The 21728-nt window shown below is 65.6% G+C and carries 13 protein-coding genes; 5 read left to right on the forward strand and 8 right to left on the reverse strand.

From position 1 onward, the window contains the following. Nucleotides 1–172 precede the first annotated feature (172 nt). From MNR00_RS15080 to MNR00_RS15110, 7 genes are all read right to left on the reverse strand, one after another. Entirely contained in the window at nucleotides 173–3382 is a 3210-nt protein-coding gene (locus MNR00_RS15080) for a hypothetical protein (protein WP_241926723.1), read from the reverse strand. A 145-nt stretch (nucleotides 3383–3527) separates the two neighbouring features. Beyond that, the gene (locus tag MNR00_RS15085) at nucleotides 3528–4727 is read right to left on the reverse strand and encodes an ROK family transcriptional regulator (RefSeq protein WP_241926724.1); all 1200 of its coding nucleotides are present in this window, start codon (nucleotides 4725–4727) and stop codon (nucleotides 3528–3530) included. A 104-nt stretch (nucleotides 4728–4831) separates the two neighbouring features. After that, on the reverse strand, nucleotides 4832–5620 hold the full coding sequence (locus MNR00_RS15090) for an FCD domain-containing protein (protein ID WP_241926725.1): 789 nt from the start codon (nucleotides 5618–5620) through the stop codon (nucleotides 4832–4834). A 40-nt stretch (nucleotides 5621–5660) separates the two neighbouring features. Beyond that, nucleotides 5661–6578 carry a carbohydrate ABC transporter permease gene (locus tag MNR00_RS15095; protein WP_241926726.1) on the reverse strand — a complete coding sequence of 306 codons (918 nt, stop codon included), beginning with the start codon at nucleotides 6576–6578 and terminating at the stop codon, nucleotides 5661–5663. Continuing rightward, nucleotides 6575–7507, reverse strand: a complete 933-nt coding sequence (locus MNR00_RS15100; RefSeq protein WP_241926727.1) for a sugar ABC transporter permease — start codon at nucleotides 7505–7507, stop codon at nucleotides 6575–6577. Before MNR00_RS15100 ends, MNR00_RS15095 begins: the two co-directional genes overlap by 4 nt. Nucleotides 7508–7571: 64 nt before the next feature. Continuing rightward, nucleotides 7572–8888 (reverse strand): ABC transporter substrate-binding protein, encoded by a 1317-nt coding sequence (locus tag MNR00_RS15105; RefSeq protein WP_241926728.1) that lies wholly within the window; start codon nucleotides 8886–8888, stop codon nucleotides 7572–7574. 53 nt (nucleotides 8889–8941) lie between these two features. Further along, the gene (locus MNR00_RS15110) at nucleotides 8942–10768 is read right to left on the reverse strand and encodes a right-handed parallel beta-helix repeat-containing protein (protein WP_241926729.1); all 1827 of its coding nucleotides are present in this window, start codon (nucleotides 10766–10768) and stop codon (nucleotides 8942–8944) included. A gap of 59 nt (nucleotides 10769–10827) precedes the next feature. Between MNR00_RS15110 and MNR00_RS15115 the strand changes: the two genes are divergently transcribed. The 5 genes from MNR00_RS15115 to MNR00_RS15135 are packed head-to-tail and all read left to right on the forward strand — an operon-like array spanning nucleotide 10828 to nucleotide 16465. Beyond that, nucleotides 10828–12138, forward strand: a complete 1311-nt coding sequence (locus MNR00_RS15115; protein ID WP_241926730.1) for a mandelate racemase/muconate lactonizing enzyme family protein — start codon at nucleotides 10828–10830, stop codon at nucleotides 12136–12138. A 19-nt stretch (nucleotides 12139–12157) separates the two neighbouring features. Then, nucleotides 12158–13225, forward strand: coding sequence for an alcohol dehydrogenase catalytic domain-containing protein (locus tag MNR00_RS15120; protein ID WP_241926731.1), 1068 nt, complete (start codon nucleotides 12158–12160; stop codon nucleotides 13223–13225). Continuing rightward, the gene (locus tag MNR00_RS15125) at nucleotides 13222–14130 is read left to right on the forward strand and encodes an SMP-30/gluconolactonase/LRE family protein (RefSeq protein WP_241926732.1); all 909 of its coding nucleotides are present in this window, start codon (nucleotides 13222–13224) and stop codon (nucleotides 14128–14130) included. The genes MNR00_RS15120 and MNR00_RS15125 overlap by 4 nt, the downstream gene beginning before the upstream one ends. 47 nt (nucleotides 14131–14177) lie before the next feature. Next, a complete protein-coding gene (locus tag MNR00_RS15130) occupies nucleotides 14178–15068 on the forward strand; it encodes a fumarylacetoacetate hydrolase family protein (RefSeq protein WP_241926733.1) in 891 nt (296 codons plus the stop codon). Continuing rightward, nucleotides 15065–16465, forward strand: a complete 1401-nt coding sequence (locus MNR00_RS15135; RefSeq protein ID WP_241926734.1) for an aldehyde dehydrogenase family protein — start codon at nucleotides 15065–15067, stop codon at nucleotides 16463–16465. The genes MNR00_RS15130 and MNR00_RS15135 overlap by 4 nt, the downstream gene beginning before the upstream one ends. Nucleotides 16466–16530: 65 nt before the next feature. On the opposite strand, the gene MNR00_RS15140 is transcribed toward MNR00_RS15135, so the two are convergent. Next, nucleotides 16531–21630, reverse strand: a complete 5100-nt coding sequence (locus MNR00_RS15140) for a discoidin domain-containing protein (RefSeq protein ID WP_241926735.1) — start codon at nucleotides 21628–21630, stop codon at nucleotides 16531–16533. Between the last annotated feature and the right edge of the window lie 98 nt (nucleotides 21631–21728).

The following is a 21728-nucleotide window of genomic DNA, read 5'->3' on the forward strand; positions in this document are numbered from 1 at the left end:
TGGTTGTTGAGCGAAGGGTTGAGCACGGGACATTAAGCCCAAACCTTGCACTAATCAAAGAGTATGGAGGCAAACATCGGATGTCAAGCGCTGGCATACAAGTATGCATGATCGAGACATGCATGAGGGGAGGAGCCGCGGAACCGCGCCGCCCCTCCCCTCACGACGTCGATCAGCGGGTGAGCTTCACGACTTCAGTGACATCGAGGATCCGTCCCCCGTCGCGGTAGACGAGGTAGGCGAACAGGTCACCGGTGAAGCCGTCCAGGCGCGCTCCGTGCTTATTGAACTTGGCACTGGATGCTGCCTTGAACGTGCCAGGAGCGCCGGACTTCGAGGTGTACATGGTGTACCCCTTGCCATTCGCGCTGCGGATCGAGAAGTCGACCATCGCGAAGTTGCCATTCGACGACGCGGACGCCTTCAGCACCTTCGGCTCGCTCGTGCGGGGCTTGACCTTGTACGTCTCACCCTTCTCCGTGGCGAACGAGATCGTCTTCTCGGTCTCCCAGTTCGGAGCCGTGCCCGCATTGGTGGTCACCTGCACACCCTTCGAGTCGAAGACGTCAGCGCCTTCAGCCCAGGGCGAGGCGAGCGTCAGCGACTTGCCGACCTTGCTCGTCACAGTGACATCGCCGATGCGGTCCGATGCGCCGTCGTAGGCGGCGGTGAACTCGAATCCGCCCTCGGCCAGCAGACGTCCGAACGAGGCATCCTCACCCTTGACCCAGTTCGGGAAGACCTTCGTTACGCCCTGGTCGGTGATCAGCAGCATGTTGTTGATCGCCGCCGTGGCACCGATCTTCTCCACACCGTGATTGCCGTCGTTGATTCGCAGGTTCGGCGCCAACTGTGCGTTGATCGTCGTGGTGAGGTTCGACAGGACGTCCTCGGCGGGGTACCTGTTCTGCACGGCGTCGTTGAAGATGCGAGGGAAGTTGTTGATCTGCCGCCACGCGCCCGTGCCGAACACGTCGATCGTGTTCCTTGCGATCTGCTGCTCGGCGTCGGTCGAGTAGTAGCCGAGTTGGCCGCCGGGAACAACGATGTCGAGCGGGATGATGTTGCCGTCCCCGGGGACCGGGTTCGCCAACGGGACCCACTTGCCGCCGCGCCATTCCTGCTCGGCGAGCGAGTACACCTGCTTGTCCTTCCAGGTGCTGGTCGGCTGCGCCGCCAGATTGTCGCGCAGATCCTTCCAGCCGGGCCGCCGATCGGCATCCCGATCCAGCAGCTCACTTGCGTGGATCAATTCATCGAGCACGTTCTTGAACGCGGCGAGTTCGACCGCGGGGTTCTGCGCCCACGATCCCTCGTTGTACCCCGCGAACAGCGTGTACGGCTTGGCGGACTTGTCGATCCAGGCGTCGTAGAAGTTCACGGCGCTCACGAGGTAGTCGTAGACCTTCTCATCCAAGTACTTCTCATCCTGGGTGTAGTGGAAGTACTGGATGAGGGGATAAGCACTGTACGACGCATTCAGCGCCTCCGAGAGGTAGGTGTCGTCGGTGACCATGCCCCAGGGGCCGATGCCCACTGGGAACAGCAGCGCATCCTCGATACCGCCCTGAAGGTCAGGCCTGCCATCCACGTAGCCCGCGTTGATGCGTCGGAGCTGATCGACATCGGCCGCACGCCGCTTGCCCTCGTCGACGAACCCGAGCATCGCGTCGACAGCGGGCAGCGTGAACTCAGGACGATTGCTGGAGTTGGCGCCGTAGAACGTCGCGATGAAGTTGTAGTTCAAGTGATAGTCCGAAGACCAACTCGGAGTGTCAGTGGTGTGCCAGACGCCGAACAGACCCGGCGCCAACTCGCCCTCGCGGGAGGTACTGCCCAGCAGGTACTGCGCGCCGTAGTAGTAGCGCATCACCTCGGGACGATTCGGCAGGTCGACGTAGGAAGCAGTCCAGTACTCCTTCCACCAGTTCGCCCGCTCTTCGTCGAGCGCCTTGACGGACGCCGGCGTTGCGGCGTCGTCGAGCAGCGCGAGCGCCTCGGTGGCGGGCTCAGCTCCGTTGAGCTCGCCGTCATGCGCGAGCGTCTGTCCGCCACCGCCGACAGCCGTGACGATCTTCACAGACGCCCCAGGCTCGAGCAGGAACGATGTAGTCGCCTCGCCACTGCCATCCGCTGCCGCTTCGGCCTCCGCACCGAGGACGGATGTGGCCAGCGCGGCCCGCGAAGTCCAAGACTTCTCGTTGAGAGGAGCATTGTTGAAAGTCGACCGAGTGGCGAGGGCGATGCCGTCCTCGACAGCGCTCGTCGCCGGGTAGTTCACGTTGCCCTTCTTGCCCCAGGTCGCGACCTCGAGGTTCACGGGATCCGTGCCCTTCGAAGTGACCTCCGTGACCATGACGTTCTCGTTCGGCGCGAGCCACGACTCCATCGAGACTGGAACGCCGCCGATGGCCATCTCAGTGTCGACCTGAGCGTTGAGAATGTCCTGCTTCTCCTTCGTCACGACACCCTCGCCGGTGGGAGGCTCCGTCAACTCTCGCGGCTGCTCGAACAGCTCCAGTTGTCCGATGCGCGCTCGCGGGTTCGGGTCGGAGTTGCTCGCCTGCAGCGGCGCAGTGACAAGCAGGCGGAAGTGAGAGCTCGTGACTGGGGCTTCGAGGTTCTGCTCGAAGACGTCGGCCTTGTTGCCAGTGACGGCTGCGACGTCAGTCCAGGTGGCGTTCGCGCCGCCGGTCTCACTCACCTGCAGCGCGAAGTCGCTCGTGTTGTTCTGGGAGTAGCCCGCCCGCACTGCTCCGTCGTTGCGCAGCAGCCAGCTCTGAACCGTGATCGGCTGAGGGAACGAGACCTCCAGCCAGTGAGTCTTGCCGACTGGAGTCACCCAGCCGTAGCCGTTCGGGCTCGGGGTGAACGTGCCACTGACTGCAAGCGCCGGGGCGAAGGCGTCGTGCTGACCGCTGGCACGCACGGCGCTGTAGCCAGGGGCGAGGTTCGTCGGCTGTTCTGAGGCGTCCTCCTGCGCCTCACGGATGGTGACACCTCCGATGGGCAGCGGCTTTGTGGTGTTGTCACCGCTGCCGAATGAGCCCCGCAGATTGCCCGCCGAGATGAAGTCCGACTTCGAGAGCAGGAAGGTCTTCTCCCCCGCGGCCCCGTACGACGTGACACCGAGGTCGCCGTTGCCGAGCAGGGCCGTATTGGGCATGCCGTTGGCGATGGCACCCTGGTAGCCGTCGCCGGTCCATTCACCGTAGATGCCTGCGATGATTTCCTGGATCCGATCCCAGTCCGCCGTCGTCGAAGTGGATTCCGGCGCGGCGTTGGCAGCCGCGGGAAGGGCCGCAGCGGTCAGCGCACCCACCCCCATGCAAGCCGCGAGCACAACCGCGCCGGCCCGGCGCAATCGATGTGACGTCGTCATACAGATCCTCCTTGATTCGCAGACGCCCTGTTGCTCATCGGGTCCAATTAACCCAATGAATGGCGTTAACTGATCAAGCTAGCGACCTTAAACATCGGATGTCAAGGATCACTACAGAACGGGCCAGCGCCGGAAAAGGGCTGCCTCAGCGCGCGATCAGCAGGGACGACGGGGTCGGCGAGAACACCGAGTCGAGCACGAGGCACGCGCCACCGAATGCGGTGATGCTGCCGTCGACAGACGCCGTGCTGAACACGATCCGGTTCCGCCTGCTGCGGAACTCGGAGGTCGCCACGGTGCTCTCGACGGCCGGCAGCACGTACGGTGCCATCCCGTCCCAATAGGTGCCGCCGAGCACGATCTCATCGAGGTCGAGCACGTTCACCAGAGTGAGGATCGCGGAGCCGAGGTTGCGGCCCGCTCTGTGCAGAATGCCGAGCGCGCCAGGGCTGCCGTCCGCAGCATCCGCCAGCAATCGCTCGTAGTTGTCGTCCATCGCCACCTCTGCAGGCAGGACGCCTTCGTCGATCGCCTGCTCGACGAGGAAGGGCGGTGTGACGAGGTGTCCGAGCTGCTGCGACCGGGCGCGCGGGATGCCACTGGCGTTGACGATGATCCGGCCACCGTCACCGGCGTTGCCCGATTTCCCGCGGTACACGCTTCCATCGAGCACCAGGCCGGTGCCGACGCCGAGGCTCATGTAGATGACGGCGAAGTTGCCGCGATCCGTGTCGCCCATCCAGTGCTCCCCCGCCGCGAATGCGGTGACCGCAAGGTCGAACACGACCTGCATGCCCGTCGCCTCGGCCACAGCATCGCGCAGAGAGACATTCCGCCACCCCACCATGTGCGGCGGATCAAGGATCACACCGCGCTCGGCATCGATCGGTCCGGGTACTCCGATACCGACGCCCATGACGAGATCGCGATCGATGCCGGCGGACTCGATCAGAGCATCGATCTCGGCGACGATGTGCGCGATGACGGCATCGGGGTCGGGCGACGGCGGGCGGGTCTGGGCCTGCGCGATCACATCGCCGGCGAGGTCGACGAGGGCGCACTCGACGAAGACCGGGTCGAGGTTGACGCCGATCGCGTAGCGACTGCGCGGGTTGAGCTTCAGCATGGTCGGCGGCTTGCCCCGCCCACGCACCTGCGTGCCGGCTTCGACGACGAGTCCATCATCGATGAAACGGCGCGCGGCGTTGCTGATGGTCTGCGGCACCAGACCCGTGATCGCGGCAATGTCCGCACGGCTGATCCCCTCAGGCGATCGCCGGATCATGTCCAGGACGACGTTCTGATTGAACGAGCCGACAGCGGGGAGGTTCGTGCCTCTTCTCACTTTTCCCCATTCGGTCGGCTTACGTCAGCATACCGAGGGAGCTTCAGATTCGAAGACCGTCAAGCCGCGGAAGGCTCGCGGGGCTCGGCAATGCGTCTGCCGTGTCAATCGGGAATCTGCGCGCTGACCTCGCGAAGCACAGCAGCAAGGCTGGGGATGGCAGTCGCCCGCTGACGCAGCACCTCGGCGAGTGGGCGGTCCAGGTCTTCGCCGTACAGTTTGGTCGCAGCGCCGAGGTGCTCGACCATCGCGGACCGCGCAGCTGCAGCATCCTGCGCTTCGATCGCCTCGAGCACGACATCGTGCAGGGGCGCCCCGACGCCCCGCACCTCACGGTCGGTGAGGCTCCTCAGCATGATGCCGTGTGTGAGGTTGCGGATCGATCCGAACATCATCTGCAGCACCGGGTTGTGCGAGGCGACCGCAATCGACTCGTGGAAGGCCAGATCGATGTCCGCCGCTCGTGCAGCGGGCACCTGATCGAACCCCGAGAGAAGCTCGCGCATCACCGTGAGGTCTTCTTCGGTGCGGCGCTCAGCAGCCAACGCGGCAGCCTCGCCCTCGAGCATCGTTCGCGCCGCGACCAGGTCGCGCGCGCTCACCGGAGAGCTCCGTACGAGCATGTCGGCACTGCCGCCTTCGCCTGCGGGGTTCAGGCGCCGCACGAAGCTGCCGCGTCCCGGCGAGACGACGATCAGCCCGCGCTCGCCGAGCACTCGCAGCGCCTCACGCACCACAGGCCGCGACACCGCGACGGATTCGGCGAGCTTGCGTTCGCTGGGGATCTTCGACCCGACCGCCCAGCGTCCATCGATGATCTCCTGCTCAAGAGCAGCCACGATGTCGTTCACACCGACCGGACCCTCTTGGGCGAGGTGCGTCAACAGACTCATAGGAGCACCCTACCTTTCGACTCGATCTCAGCTACGAGACTCAGCCCTTGACCGCGCCGGAGGTGAGACCCTCGATCAACTGCTTGCGCAGCAGGATGAAGAGGATCACGGTGGGAATCGCCGCCAGCATCGTGCCCGCGAGGATCATCGAGTAGTCAGTGGCGAACGATGTCCTCAAGGAGTTCAGCCCCAGCGTCAGGGTGTACCTTCCCGCGTCATTCATGACCGTGTTCGGCCAGAGGAAGTCGTTGTAGGCCTGCAGGAACATCCAGACGAACAGAGCGCCGATCGCCGGACGGATGATGGGCAGCACGATGCGCATGAAGATGCCGAACTCGCTGACGCCGTCGATTCTCGCGGCCTCGCTGAGCTCATCGGGAACGCCGACGATGAACTGCCGCATGAGGAAGACACCGAATGCCGGGCAGAGAAAGGGAATCACGTACGCCAGATACTGATTGGTCAGCCCCAGACTCGACACTTCGACGAACAGCGGGATGAGAATGACTGCGAACGGAATCATGAGCGCACTGAGCACCATGCCGAAGATCAGACCCTGACCACGGAACCGGTACTTCGCGAGGCCGTAGCCAACCAACGCGCACGTGAACGTCGCCACCACACTGGATACCGTCGCGATGACAAGGCTCGTGATGAACCACTGCGCGAACGGCACCTCTGTGAGCAGGTTCTTGTAGTTGTCGAGGGTCGGATCGGCGGGGATGAGCCCGGAACCGGGGGCGAAGAGGTCGCCGGTGCGTTTGAAGGAACCAGAGAGTCCCCACATCACGGGCGCTATCGAGAGCAGCAGCCACACGGCGAGACCCACATAGGTCAGAGCCCGTCGTGCCCGCTCTCCGCCGCGCGCGGAACGGTATCGGTCCCGGCCGCGGCCGGCCTCTGGAAGCACGGTCGCCACCGTGTCCAGCGATTCTGCTCGTTGACTGAGGATGGTCATTCCCGCTCCGTTCCAATCCCGAATGCCCACGTCAGCAGTCGACCGAGACCGAAGATGACGATGAACAGCACGACGCCGCATGCCGCGGCAAGACCGAAGTAGCCCTGCTCGAAGGCGACGCGATAGAGGTACATGGTGACGCTGATGGAGGCCGTACCCGGTCCTCCCTTTGTGAGGATGTACGGCTCCTCGAAGATCTGAGCCGACCCCGCGGTGACGATCACCGCGACGAACGCCATGACCGGCTTCAGGCCAGGCAGTGTGACGGCGGTGAACGCGCGGAGCGGTCCGCCCCCGTCCAGTGCGACTGCTTCGTAGAGCTCGCGCGGCACCCCCTGAAGCCCCGCGAGGAAGAAGATCACTAGGTAGCCGGTGTATCGCCAGACCATGACGATGACGATCGACACCTTGACCCAGTCAGGGTTCTCGAGCCAGCCGATCGGCGGAATGCCGATGAGCGCCGTGAGAACTGCGTTCAGCAACCCGGCGTTCTTGTCGAAGATGATGTTGAACACCAGCGCCACGATCACCGGCGACAGGATCATCGGCAGGAAGTAGACGGTCTGGAAGAGATTTCGGAAGCGAATGCCACGCTGGTTGAGCAGGGACGCGACGAACAGCGCAAGCGGGATGATCAGGAACAGCGATGCCGCCATGTAGATGGCGGTGTTGCCCGCTGCCGCAAGAAAGTCGGGGTCTGTGAACAGTGTGACGTAGTTGTCGAATCCCACAAACGTCATAGAGCCGAGTCCGGCCCACGAGTGCAGGCTCAGATACACCGCGAAGATCGCGGGGCCGACTGTGAACCCGAGAAAGACGAGCACGAACGGCGAGACGAAGAAGTACGGCGCGGCCTTCTCGCTTCGCCAGGTCGTGCGGGCGGGAACGACCGACCTCGGGCGGCGCTCGGTGGTGGTGATGGATGCCATGAGTATCGAATCCTCGTTGTGAGTACGTCGCCCGGTGCGGATCTCCCGCACCGGGCGACAACGATCACTTCTTCAGCTTGTCGACGATCTGCTTCTGCGCTTCCTTTGGCGTGAGCTTGCCGGCGAACATGTCACTGACGGCGATGTTGGCCGCGGCCAGGAAGTCCGAATACCGCAGGTCCTGCTGCTGGGTCGGAAGCTGCGTCGAGAGCGGCTTGTAGACGTCCATGACCTTCTGCCCACCGAGGTAGGCGTCCTCCTTGTTCAGCACCTCCGGCACCTCCCAGGCGGACTTGAGCGAGGGAAGGTAGCCGAGCACCGAGAACCGCTCGATCTGACCGGACTCGGTGCCGTACGCATCCTGCAGCAGCGCCAGCGTCGCCTCGGTTTCGGGCCGGTCCTTGGTCACCGCGAAGCCCGTACCGCCCGAGACGCTGGTCGGGAACCCGCCGCCTGCGAACACGGGCGGGTTCTCGATCATCCACAAGCCCTTCTGCTCGGGAAGATTCGGCACGAGGTAGAACGGGTTGAACCAGTCCGCCTGCCAGAAGGCGGCGATCTTGTTGGACTTCATCATTCCGACACCAGGACCGCCCCAGAGGTCGGTCGTCAGCGCGAACGTGCCGTTCTGCACCCCGTCGTGCAGCAGCTGCAGGACTTCGAGAGCCTCGGGCGAATCGACGGTCTGGTTGCCGTCCTCGTCGAATGCCTGCCCACCGCGCTGGAACAGCAGGTTCGGGAAGATCCCAGCGTCCGTGGACCCCAGCAGGCCCATGTGAATCCCGTTCTTCTTGTTCTGCTCGCCGCCGACCTTCACGAAGTCGTCCCAGGTGTCGGTCGCTGGAATCGAGTACTTGTCCCACAGGTCCACGCGCTTGTAAGTCGTGGCGATCGTCGTGGCCGACTCCATCGCATAGATCTTGCCGTTGAGGCGGTACGGGTCGACACGCGCCGCGATGAACGCGTCATCGGGCGCGCCCATCTTTCCGCTGAGATCGGCGAACACGCCCTCTGCGATGTTGTTGCGCATGAAGCGGGAGAACTGGCTGATCTCGATGCCCATCAGGCTCGGCACGGTCGACTTCGCCGCGTAGGCGGCGAGCGCCTTGGTCCAGATGTCGCTGGAGACGACCTCGGAGACCTTGTAGTCGTAAGGACCTTCTTTGGACAGGCTCTCAGCGCGAGTCCTGAAGAACGCCGGATAGTTCTTGTCGTTGGTCCAGACGGACACATCGACCTTCCCGGAGGTGACGGCTTCGCCGCTGGCGGGGCTGCTGCATGCGGCGAGCAGCGGCCCGAGTGCGGCGATGCCGGCAACGCCCGCGGCCCCCATCAGGAAACCGCGGCGGGAGAGGGAATTGAACTTTGGTGAGGGTGACATTGTTCTTCCTTTCATCATTGAAACGAGCTGTGAGGAATTCGGGGACTTTTGAATCAGCGACGCGACTGCGGCCACACGCGCAGCGCGCCCACGGCCGCGGACTCGAACGGGCCCGGCGTGACGGTCGTCCCTCGCGCCGTGCCGAAATAGTCGTCGATCACGTCAGCGGGAGATCCATCCGGATGGGTGTAGCCCTGCTGTGGCACGGCGGCGAGGCCGACCGACTCGGCTGCCACTCGATCCGCGGCGCCGGTCCACTCCGGGAGCGACTCGATCGACAGCATCCATCCGCCGGGCAGCTGCTCCAGGTCAGTGGCCAGTGCGACTTCGTGGGCGGCTCGATCACGGAGTGTGATGACGGCGTTGCCCGAGAATGTGCATGGCAGGTCTGCTTCGGCCTTGTCGTATTCCGCGAGGTCGACGTCCGAACTGAGGATGTTGTTCACCCAGTGCGCATCACCGACCGAGCACACGCGGTGCATCTCGACGAGCTCCGTGCTGTGCGGTCGCATGAACGGCGTCTTGCGGTCGTCGTGGAGCACCTGGAGCCGGCCGAGCATGAGGTTGTGCGCCACCAGCATGCCGCGAGAGTTCGACAGCAGGCCCTTGCGTGACAGCATGATGTTGTTCACCAGCTGGATCGGCCCGTGGTTGACCTCGGTGAAGATGTCACGCATGTTGTCGTGCATGAGGTTGCCCGAGACCACAGTTCCCTGCGCCATCCAGTCGAGCCAGATCGCGCCAGGCTCTCCGCAGCGGTAGAAGTGGTTGCCTCGGATGACGACATCGATCGCACCGTGCAGCTTGATGCCTGCCATCTCGGCACCGGACCAGATGCCCTGCGAGTTGCAATCGTGGATCTCGTTGCCCTCGATCACGCTGAACGCGCACCCGAGAGAGCCGACGATTCCCACCTGCCCACAGTGATGGACGCGATTGTTGCGCACCGTATGCGAGCCGATCGTCTGCTGTGACCAGCCATCGCGATCCAGTGCATCGGTGATCGTGTCGTAGTAGCCCTCGGTCGTTCCGCGCTCACCGTCGAACTCGTCGCGGTTCTTCGCCAAGGCGATGCCTGCGCAGCGGGAGTAGCTGATCTCGTTGTCCTCGATCACCCACCCACGGCTCCAGTAGGCGGTCACCATCCCCTCTTGCCCAGCCGTCGGCGATACCCAGTTCGTTGCGGCATTGCGGATGTCGAATCCGCGCAGCGTGATGTAGTCGATGTGCTCGGCCGAAGGCGTGAAGACCGTCGACCGCACCGACACCTCGACATCGGCCGCATTCGGGTCGACGCCCGCGGGGAACCGCGCGGTGATCGTCGTCGACCCTTCGGCATCGTAGGTTGCCGGTTCGAAGGCCCCGTGCCCCTCGATGCCGTAGACCTCTGCACTCGGGCGTTCCTGCAGCCCGTCGACGCTTGATGTCCAACCCAGACCGATCCCGGATTCCAGGGCCGCGAGCTCAGCCACCTCGGGCAGCCACGAGCCGTCGAGGAACACGTTGCCGCACCGATGAATCCGACCGTTGCCGTTGAACCAGTCGCCGTGCACGACCTCTGCGTAGGGATGGAAGTCGCCGAAGTGGGAGTTGGGCACGACGAGATGCCACAGCCCTTCGCCTGATGGGGACCAGGAGTCGAAATGATCCGAGCCGGTCAGCACGACCTTTGCCCCGGCCGCGGCGGCGTAGGTGATCGGCGCGTCGGCCGTTCCACCCCGCGGGGGATCGATGCGCTCGCGATACACGCCCCCTGCGACGAGCACGGTGTCGCCCGCCTGCGCACGTGCGGCCGCCGCCGAGACAGTGCGCAGCGGCTGAGCGAGTGATCCGTCCTGTGCATCATCTCCGGTAGCCGAGACGTGGAGCGTCGTCGCCATGTTCTCCCTTTCAACGTCGAACGAGGTTGCCATCGGCGACCACGATCGGCCGCACAAGAGTGAATCTAACAACCTTTGGTCAAACTGGCAAGACCGGTATGAACAGTAGTAGGGTCGAGCCGTACCGACGTCATCAACTGACGCCGATCACCCACTCGGAAAGGGCGAGTATGAGAATCACCCGCATTGAGACGCTCCGTCCCGCGGTCCAATCGAATCTGCTGTTCGTCCTGGTCACCGCCGACGATGGAACAGTCGGGCTCGGTGAGTCCTTCTTCGGCGCGGCCGCCGTCGAGGCGTACATCCACGAGACTGCGGGCCCCATCCTGCTCGCCATGCCCGATGCCAACCCCGAAGCAGCCTCGGCTGCGATGCGCCCCTACTTGGGGTTCCAGGGTGGCAGCATCGAGACCCGCGGCAACGCCGCGCTCGAGCTCGCGCTGTGGGATGCCCTCGGCAAGCGATCCGGCCTGAGCCTGAACCGCCTGCTGGGCGGCCCCGTCCGCACTGAGCTGCGCACGTACAACACCTGCGCCGGCGCCGACTACGTGCGCACGACCACGCAGCAGAGCTCGAGCAACTGGGGTCTGCGCGGCGAGCAGGCCGGCGAGCTCGACGATCTCGACGCCTTCCTCAATCGCCCTGGCCGGCTCGCCCAGAGCCTGCTGAGCGAGGGCATCACCGCGATGAAGGTCTGGCCGTTCGACCGCGCCGCCGAGCGCACGCACGGCACGGACATCTCCTCGGCAGAGCTCGACGCAGGCCTCAACGTGCTCGCGGACATCCGGGATGCCGTCGGCGATCGCATGGACGTGATGCTCGAGCTGCACGGCCTATGGCACCGTGCCCCCGTCACTCGGATCCTGAAAGAGGCACAGCAGTTCAACCTCTTCTGGGCGGAAGATCCCATCCGCCCAGACTCCATCGACGCGCTCCGACGACTCAGAGACGACATCTCCGTGCCAATCGCCACCGGCGAGACGGCAGGAGGCCGCCGCGGCTTCATGCCATTGCTTGAGGCGGGCGTCATCGATTACGCAACGGTCGATGTGCAATGGTCTGGGGGTATCAGCGAAGCCCGCAAGGTCGCCGCACTCGCCGATGCCTACGGGGTGCCGATCGCCCCGCACGACTGCACCGGACCCGCCACGCTGGCCGCCTGCGCGCACCTGACGGCAAGCCAGCCGAACGGACTCATCCAGGAGACCGTCCGGGCTTTCCTGCGCACCTGGTATTCGGACTTGGTCATCGGGCTGCCGGGGATGAGCGGTTCAACCATGGCGGTGAGCGACGAACCCGGCCACGGCATCTCGATCCGCCCGGAGCTGCTCGGCACCAGCGCCTTCACACGTCGCGTCTCCGCGAGCTGAGATTGGCAGGATGGCTAGCATGCGCGCACTTCGATGGCACGGCAGACGCGACTTGCGGGTCGACGAGATCGCACGACCGACAGCGGGCACACATCAGGCAGTCGTGCGCGTGGAGAGGGTCGGGCTTTGCGGAACCGATCTGGAAGAGTACCTGCACGGGCCGGTGGATATCCCCTCGGGCACCCCGCATCACCGTTCGGGTGCGATCGCGCCGCTCACCATCGGACATGAGGTCGTCGGCATCGTCGCTGAATGCCCGAGCGATCCCTCACTCGTCGGACAGCGCGTGATCCCCGATGTGGTCGAAGGATGCGGTGAGTGCTTCTGGTGCCAGCGGCATGAAGAGGGCCTCTGCCCTGATCTCGTGGTGCTCGGCCAGCACGCCGATGGCGGCCTGGCGGAGTACATGGTCTGTCGTGCGGCCACCCTCGTTCCGGTGCCGGACACGCTCTCACCCGACACCGCCGCGTTCGCCGAGCCGACGGCGGTCGCCGCCCGCGCGGTCGCCAAGGCCGGCGATCTGCGTGGCACGACAGTCATCGTCGTCGGAGCCGGAGTCGTCGGCAATCTCATCGCGCAGGTCGCGCGTGGCCATGGCGCGCTCGTCATCACCCAAGACCCCGCACCGCACCGCCGCGAGATCGCCGCGACGATGGGCTTCGCGACGGCCGCAGAGCGCCACGAGTCCGCGCAGTTGTGCGCCGAGCACAGTGCCGGCCGCCTGGCCGATGTCGTCTTCGAATGCGCGGGGCGACAGCAGTCCCTCGACGATGCCATCTCGTTGACTCGCCGCGGCGGCACGACCGTGCTTGTTGGACTCGATCCCGAACCCGCGGCCTTTCCGTGGCGCGATGTCGTCCTCGGCGAGAAGCGACTGATCGGCACGGCAGCGCACATGTGGGACGTCGACGTGCTCGCAGCCGTGCGGCTGCTGGCATCCGGCGTCGTCGACCCGAGTCCGCTGCTGAGTCGGGTGGTGGCGATGGATGCTGCCGCAAGCGCCTTGGATGAGCTCGCCGCCCCGAACCACCTGGCGAAGGTGCTGGTCGACCCGCAGATGCACAGCGCAGAAGGAGCGAACGCATGACATCCATCGAAGTCCTGCAGCGTGCCGAGGCGATCGTCGGCGAGGGACCGGCATGGGATGCCCGCAGCCAGACTCTGCATTGGGTCGACATCCTCGCCGGCACCGCACACGCGACGACGCTTGAGGGCGTCACCCGGTCGTTCTCGGTCGACGGGCATCTGGCCGGCGTGCTGCCGACGGAGGATCCCGATCAGCTGCTGCTGCTCATGCGCGACGGCTTCCGGCTGCGCAAGAGCGACGGCACTCTGCGTGATCTCGCACTCCCCCTTGCGGACCTGCCCGGCATCCGATTCAACGACGGCAAAGTCGATCCGCGTGGTCGCGCCTTCGGCGACACGATGGCGTACGAGTGGCAGGGCGGCGACCCGATCGGCGCGCTGTACCGACTGGACGCGGCGCCCGATGCCCTCACCGCGGCGAACCCCGCAGCGAGTGTCACCACGATCGAGTCCCCGACGCGATTGTCGAATGGAATCGGATGGTCGCCGGACGGCCGCCTGATGTACTTCACCGACAGCGGCGCCCAGACGACCTACGTCTACGACTACGATCTCGACACCGGCACCACGCGCAACCGACGCGTATTCCTCGAGGTGCCGAAGCAGGACGGTCTGCCTGACGGACTCGCCGTCGACGACGCGGGCTGCGTGTGGATCGCGCTGCACGGCTCCGGTACGATCCGTCGGTACTCACCCGACGCGAGGACAGACCGCACGATCGACATCCCTGCGACGCAGGTGACCAGCCTGTGCTTCATCGGACCGCGCCTCGACACAATCGCCGTCACGAGCGCCCGCTACTTGCTCGCCGACGGCGCACTCGGCACCCAGCCGCTCGCCGGCTCGGTGTTCACCTTCGACGCCAACACCACCGGGCCTGCGGCGACGCCGTGGGCACCCCGCTGACCAGCATCCGCCACCGGCGTCTTCGCCGCTCAGAAAGGACCTGATCGATGTACCTCACCCGCTATCTCGACCCTGTCACCGGCGAAGCCCGCATCGGGCTCGAGACCGAAGACAGCAGCCTGCACACCCTCTCGGTGACCGACCTGCCCGACCTGCTCGCGCAGAGCCGCGCCGAGATCGCGGCCATCATCGCGGCCCCCGGTGCAGTTGTCGAGGGCCCCGTGCGCTGGCTGCCGCCCGTCACAGGGCGCACTGAGGTGTGGGCGGCCGGCGTCACGTACCTGCGCTCGCGCGAGGCGCGCATCGAGGAGAGCCAGGTGAAGGACGTCTACTCGAAGGTGTACGACGCCGAGCGCCCAGAGCTGTTCTTCAAGTCGCCGGCCTGGCGCGTGATGACCGACGACGAGCCGATCGGAATCCGCGCCGACAGCGAACTCAACGTCCCAGAGCCAGAGGTCGCCGTCGTCGCCAACGCCGACGGCGAGGCGATCGGCTACACGATCTGCAATGACGTCAGCTCGCGCAGCATCGAAGGCGAGAACCCGCTGTACCTGCCGCAGGCGAAGGTGTACGCCGGTGCCTGTGCTCTGCACCGTCGCATCCGTCTGGCATCCACCATCGACGATCCGCAGGATCTCGCCGTCTCGGCTTCGATCACGCGTGATGGGAAGATCGTGTGGCAGGCCGACACCTCGACGGCCCGCATGCACCGCACGTTCACAGACCTTCTCGGCTGGGCATTCCGCGGCGACCACCACCCCGAGGGCATGGTGCTGTCCACCGGAACCGGCATCGTCCCCGACATCGACATCACCCTCGCCACCGGCGACGAAGTCGTGATCGCGGTCGACGGAATCGGCGAGCTGCGCAACACCGTCGTGGCGGGCAAGGACGCGTTCACCCCGACCGTGCTCGCTCGCGAGGTGGTCCGCCGATGAGCATCGAGCTCGACTCCACCAGCGAAGAGGTCGAACGGGCGCTCGCGAGTGCAGCCGCCGCGAGGCTGCCGTTCGGCGCGCTGTCCCCCTCACAGCGGCAGGGGATGCTGCATGCGGCCGCCGATGCGCTGACAGATGCAGCGGGCGAGTTGATCGCCATCGCGATCGAAGAGACGAACCTGACCGAGCCGCGCCTGCGTGGTGAGGTCGCCCGCACCGCCTTCCAGCTGCGCGCCTACGCGGACGCCGCCGTCGGCGCGGTGCGCGCCGAGATCGACCTGGCGGATGCTGACGCGACCCCGGCGCCCCGTCCGGACCTGCGCCTGACGAGCCGTCCGATCGGCGTGGTGCTGAACTTCGCAGCGAGCAACTTCCCCTTCGCATTCAGTGTGGCGGGCACGGACACGGCGTCTGCGCTGGCTGCCGGATGCCCGGTGATCGTCAAAGCCCACTCCGGGCATCCGCTGCTGAGTCGCGCGACGTTCAAGGTGCTGGACCGCGCGCTGCGCGCCGCTGGAGCACCAGACGGAACGGTCGGCATCGTGTTCGGCCGCGAAGCGGGCGTCACTGCGCTGCGCGATGACCGCGTGTCGGCCGCGGCCTTCACGGGATCGACCTCGGGAGGGCGGGCATTGTTCGACATCGCGAACGCCCGGCCACGCCCGATCCCGTTCTACGGAGAACTCGGCAGCCTCAACCCGGTCGTCGTGGCGCCGTCGGCTGCGGCTGCGCGGTCGGACGAGATCCTTGCCGGATTCACCGCCTCAGTGACAGGCAGCAGCGGCCAGCTGTGCACGAAGCCGGGCGTGCTGTTCTGGCCCTCTCAGGTGCCGTTCGCCGAGCGTCTTTCGGAGCTGCTTGGGGCATCCGCCGTGCATCCGCTACTCACGCCCGGATTGCAGCGCGGCTATCAGGCGAGCGTCGACGCGGTCCTGACTGCCGGTGCGGAGCTCGTACATGGCGACCCGTCCGCCGCGACGGTCGAGGCCAGCGCGCTGCGCACCACAGCATCCGCCATCGCCGCCGCGCCGTCGGCGCTGCTCGAGGAGTGCTTCGGACCGGCCTCGCTCGTCGTCACATACGACGACGAGTCGGATCTGCTGGCCGCACTGCACGCGATGGAGGGGAACCTCACAGCGGCCGTCTTCGCTGACGCGGGCGATCACGACCTGGTGCGGGCAGTGCTGCCGGTGCTCGAAGACAACGCCGGTCGCATCCTGTGGGGGCAGTGGCCGACTGGCGTCTCGGTCACTCGTGCGCAATTTCACGGCGGCCCTTACCCCGCCACGACGAACCCGCTGCACACCAGCGTCGGCACACACGCGATCGATCGATTCCTGCGCCCGATCACTTACCAGAACTTTCCGGAGGAGTTCTTGCCGGCGGCAGTGCGCTGACGCGCCGCGTTGACAGCGAGAAGGGGGCGAGCCGATGACCGGCTCGCCCCCTTCTGTGTTGCGTCCTACTTCACCGTCACGACGACGCGCGCCTTGACGTCCGTCCCCGCGATCGTGCCGGGGGCCACGAACCAGCCGGCCTTCGCCAGCTTCTCGGCTGGAATGACGTCCCAATCGACTGCCACGACTCCGGTCGTGCCATCGCTGTAGATCGCGTCGACCGAGGCGGGCAGCGTGGGCTGCTGAGCCACTGCGGTGGTGACCGGGGCGGCGGCCGCCTCGACCACGCCCTTGGCGCTCGCAGGACCGAACACACTCAGCTCGGCAAGGCCGACCTCACCACCCACCTTCTGGTTGTCGAAGGTGTTGTTCGGGTCGATCGTGAACTTCAGCCAGGACGTCGTGACCGGGGCATCCAACGCGATCATGTTGTCGGGCTGGCCGTCCCACTTGAGGCCGGTGACGAATTTGCTGCCACCCTCCCACTCGAGCAGACCCTCGACGACCTGGTTCACCTGGTGTCCTCGGTCGACGAAGTTGACACGGTCGACCTTCACGTCAGAGCCGAAGTCGAGCTTGATCCACGGCGAGACATCAGACTGCTTCGACGCCCACGATGTCGCCTTGTCGCCGTCGATGGCCTTCGCCCCGACATAACGCGAGTCCTGGTCGTCTCCGTTGGGAACGCCGTTGCGGTCGCGCACCGACGAGACGGTGACACTCGCCGTGCCGGCGATGTTGGCGCCGGTCAGTGTGAGCGCCACGGGCTCAGAGGTCACGGTCTGGCCGTCGTAGGTGACCGTCGCCCGCACGGTCGCCCCCACGGGAGCGGCCACCGGCTCGGTCAGCACGATCGTGTTCGACGTGCCCACCTGCGCCAGGCGCGGGTCGGAGAACTCGAACTTCGTCGTCACCTCGGCGGGGTTCACCGTGGCGCCGGTGTTCACCTTCGTGGTGACCTCAGCGACAACCGGCTCACCCACCTGGATAGATCCGCTGCTCAGCGACAGCGTCGTCCCCTGCACGTAGTCCGGGAACGACAGCGTGCCGTCAGCGGCGACCTTGGCGAAGAAGAAGGTCGACGCTCGGTAGCCGTTCACGTTGGCGTTGACGGTGACCTTCGTCGAGCCCGCGGCCTTGGCCGTGATGACGCCCTTGGCAGAGATCGATGCGACCTCCGGGTCAGCGCTGACGAGCGAGACAGCCTTCGCCGGCACCGCCACGGGCTTGCCCTCGAAGGACTCCCCCGCGACATCGACGGTCGCCGACTGCTTGCCAGCTGCCACCTTCGGCGTCGCCGTGATGCTGGCGAGCCCACTCATCTCCTTGACCGCGTTGATCTGCACCTCGAGCACGTCGAGGGATGCCCCCGCCGACCCGTCTGGGAACGAGACACGCACGTGCTCGGCGATCCCCTTCACCGGATAGGTGTTGAACTCACCCCAGAAGATCGATCCGCTCGGGCCGTTCGCCGTGTGCGCATCCTTCCAGGTCTCGCCATCCGTGCTCGTCTGCACGACGATCTTGCGCGGCGCGTTCGCGAAGCGCTGGGCCTCTTCGTTGAACGCGAGTCCGACGCTCGACAGATCCGTCGCCGAGTCCAGGTCGAACTGCACCCATGACGAACCGGCCGCCGACGTGCTCCAGCCCGAGCCCTTGAGGTTCTGCGAGTCGATGATGATGCCATCGGCCAGCTTCTTGGCTGCAGCGGACCCATCGCTGCTCGTGATGGTGGCCGAGGAGGCCACATCACGCGTCGGAAGCAGGTCGAGGAACACCCGGTTGCTGGTGACGGTCTTGCCGTCCAGCTTCACTTCGGCCCACACCGCACCGCGCGTCAGGCTGTCGACCTGTGGCGTGGTGACCTTGCCGTTCGCGAAGTCGAAGGTGTCGACCTCGGTGATCGCAACCGGTACGGTCTTGGTGCCACCGTCGAGGTCGACGATGCCGGCGTGCCAGGTCACGTCTGCGGCATCGAGGCGCACGGACTGCCCGTGCCCGGAGCGACCCTCCAGCGCGTACTCGGGCTGCTCATTGATCGAGTACGTTCCGTACGTCTCCTTGCCGCCGATGCGCAGCACCGCCGATGACAGGTCGTCCCCGATGTACGCGAGGCCGTCCTTGACCGAGATCGTCACGCTCGTGCTCTTCTTGACGCTCTCAGCCTTGACCGTCACCTCGACGGTGGCCTTGCCGTCGCGGCCCGGCTTCACGAGACCGTCCTTGCTGACGTCGGCGATCTTCTTGTCGGAGGACTTGAACTTCACCTGATCCACATCCGCCGGCAGCGCCGGGTACGTCATGTAACCGCCGCCGATGAGCTGCAGACGACCCTTGTCGCGCGGCTGCGCGTCGACGGTGGCATCCGTCAGCGCGTAGCTGCGCTTCTTGGACTTCGTCTGGATCTTGATGATGGTGTCAACCGGGTCGACCGTGACGCCCGACAGGTCGAGCGCGAGTTCGGCGCCCTGCTGAGTCGCCTTGCGGACCTTGGAGCCGTCATTGAGCACGGTGACCAACGTCACCTTGTCGTCGATGCCGCCGATCGTCAGCTTTCCGTCCGGGATCGCGTCGAAGCCCGTCTTGCCGTCGGGCCCCTTCATGATGTGCAGGTAGATCGTGTTGTCGCGCTGCGTGGCATAGCCCCACTGCGGACCCTTCGATGCATTCGGGAAGGCGAACGTCTCGTAGTTGCCGCGGCCGTCATCCTCATAGCCGTAGCCGGGGAGGAAGCGCGGGGTCGTCCCCGAGATGGATTCGAGCAGGTTGATGTCGGATGCCGGTGCGTACCAGTCCGTCATCTCATCGCGCACATCGATGAACTCCTGCGCGCCCTTGGGGTAGCGCGTGACGATCTCTTCGGGCGAGTGCCAGTTCGGTCCTCGTCCGTCGACGATCGTCTGGTCGTTGTTGTCGGCGTAGCCGCGACCCGCGTTCATGATCGCCTCCTGCACCACGAGACGGAAGTCATCGCGCTGCGGGTAGTACGGGGAGTCCTGGTTGCGGGTGCCGAGGATCTTCCACGGCTCCATGGGCGTGCGCTTGACGAGGTGGTTGCCGCCCGTGTTGGCGTAGATGTGCGACGCCTCCTCGGTGCGCACATCCGGGTCGCCGTACTCCTCGCCCCAGGCGTTGGAGTTGATGACGACATCGGCCCCGTGGTTGCGCACGGCGCTGTACATCACGTCATAGTTCGCACCACGCATGGCCTGCGGGCCGTCGAAGTAGAGGTAGCTGGGGTCGTAGCGATCCAGCAAGTCCTCGACGTTCTGCACGAACACGTCCGTGGAGAAGTGCTGCAGTCCGCCACCTTCCGTGGCGTAATAGATGCCGACGTCCATGCCGTAGCGACGGATGGCATCCGCCATGGGCTTGAGCCCGTCGACGACATTGCCGTCCTCACCCTTGGGCAGGTACTTCTGGCGATCACCCGCCGGATCGGAGAACTTCGACGGCCAGTGGTAGTTCTGCTGCAGCGCCTCGAGCGTGACGTAGCCCAGGCCCTGATCCTTCGCCCGCTCGGCCCACTGGTCGAACGAGTAGTTGGGGTCGACGAAGTAGCTGAACATCGGCGCCGCGTGGGTCAGCCCGTTCGCCCTCGCCTGCTCGAGGCGGCGGTTCGGACGGTCTTCGACCTTGAGCGTGAATTTCTTCGTGACGCTCGCGCCATCAGCATCCGTCACCTTCACAGTGAATTTGTGGTCGCCGATGCGCGCGTCCGGGCTGATGATGCCCTCGGTGCCGCTGAGGTCGGCCTTGCCGTCGACGAGGCCGTCGGCGATGGTGCCGTCAGCCTTGAGCTCGAGCCCCTTGGGCAGCGCACCGTCGATCAGCTCCCAGGTGTACCCGGGCTTGCCGCCACTGGCGTTGAACTGGAAGGGCGATGCCGAGACGCCGTAGCGGTTGCCGGTCACGGACTTGTTCCACACGTACGGCCACTCCAGGTAGCCCGTGGGAAGGGTCGCGCCCAACGTGCCCTTCTTGAGGCCGGTGCTGTCGAGTGCCTGCGTCTCGATCTTCAGCTTGTCAGCCGGGCCCGACACCGAGCTGACGATGCCGTCGAGGCGGTTGCCGTCCTTGTCGCTGATCCGACCGTAGAAGCCCAGGTACGCGACGTCCTGGTCCTTCGCGATCGGCACGCCGTTGCCGTTGACGTCTTCCGTGAAGGTGTGCTCGATCTGCAGCAGCACCTTGTTCCAACCGGCCTTGAGAGTCACCTCCTGGCGGGTGAGATCCTTCTGCACCTCGACCGGATTGCTCGGAGCGGTGATGCAGGCGTCGTTCACGTACAGGCGGTACGAGCCGCTGGCGCCGACGTTCACGTACGCCTGCTTCGCCTCGGGGCTGTACACGTAGGTGTGCGCGTAGACGAACTTGTCGCGGGTGTCCTCGCCCTTCTTCACCGAGAAGTAGCCGTAGAGGTCCTGGTAGTCGTCGTAGTTGCGGTTGTACAGCCGGTCGTCGAAGTACTCCCAGTCACTCGACTCGCTCGCCTCGCCGAGCGAGTCGCCGATGGCGGGTGTGATCGTCGCCGAGCCCTCTTCGGGTGTCGCGCGCTCGTAGACCTCGATCTCAGAGAGGCCGGTGACCGAGGGGTACGGGCTCAGACCGGCGTCGATGACGATGGCCACCGAGACGACATCCTTCAGGGTGCTCTCGTGGGTGTAGATGGTCGGTGAACCCGGGTCGGCCGAGGTGCTGGTCACTCGCGGGGAGACGACGGTCGATCCGTCCGCGAGCGTGAACGTGAGGTCGTAGTGCGCGTTGACGTGACGGCTGTCACCCCACTGCGCGAGGCGCACCTCATTGAGGGCGATCGGCGATGCCCAGGTGAGTGTCACCTGGGCAGCGTCGGCGGTCTCGGCCACCCACTGCTTTCGCGTGTCGCCGTCGATCAGCTGCGAAGCGGGGTTGACGGGCAGTGCGGCGGATGCCGTGGCCGTGGCCGACCGCGCGAGGTTCGCCGCCTCGGCGACCTCGCAGCCGTAGACCTCATCGGCGACGGCCGTGTCGAACGGCCCCGACACCAGCCAGGAGTTGATGAACGGAGCGTTGCCTCCTGCCTGCTGAGCGAGCGCCGGTCCTGATGCGCCGAACACCACGCTCGTGGATATCAGCGCGGCCGCTCCGACGATCGCTATGGGCTTTCCAGGTCTGAACTTCATTGTCGATCCTTTGCGGTGCGCCGCCCAGCAGGGCGACGACGTGGGGAGGGGGTGGGGAAGGGAGAGAGCTGCGGATGCCTGGATCCGGTGGAGCACGA

Origin of the sequence: Microbacterium sp. H1-D42, assembly GCF_022637555.1 — a bacterium.
Classification (GTDB): domain Bacteria; phylum Actinomycetota; class Actinomycetes; order Actinomycetales; family Microbacteriaceae; genus Microbacterium.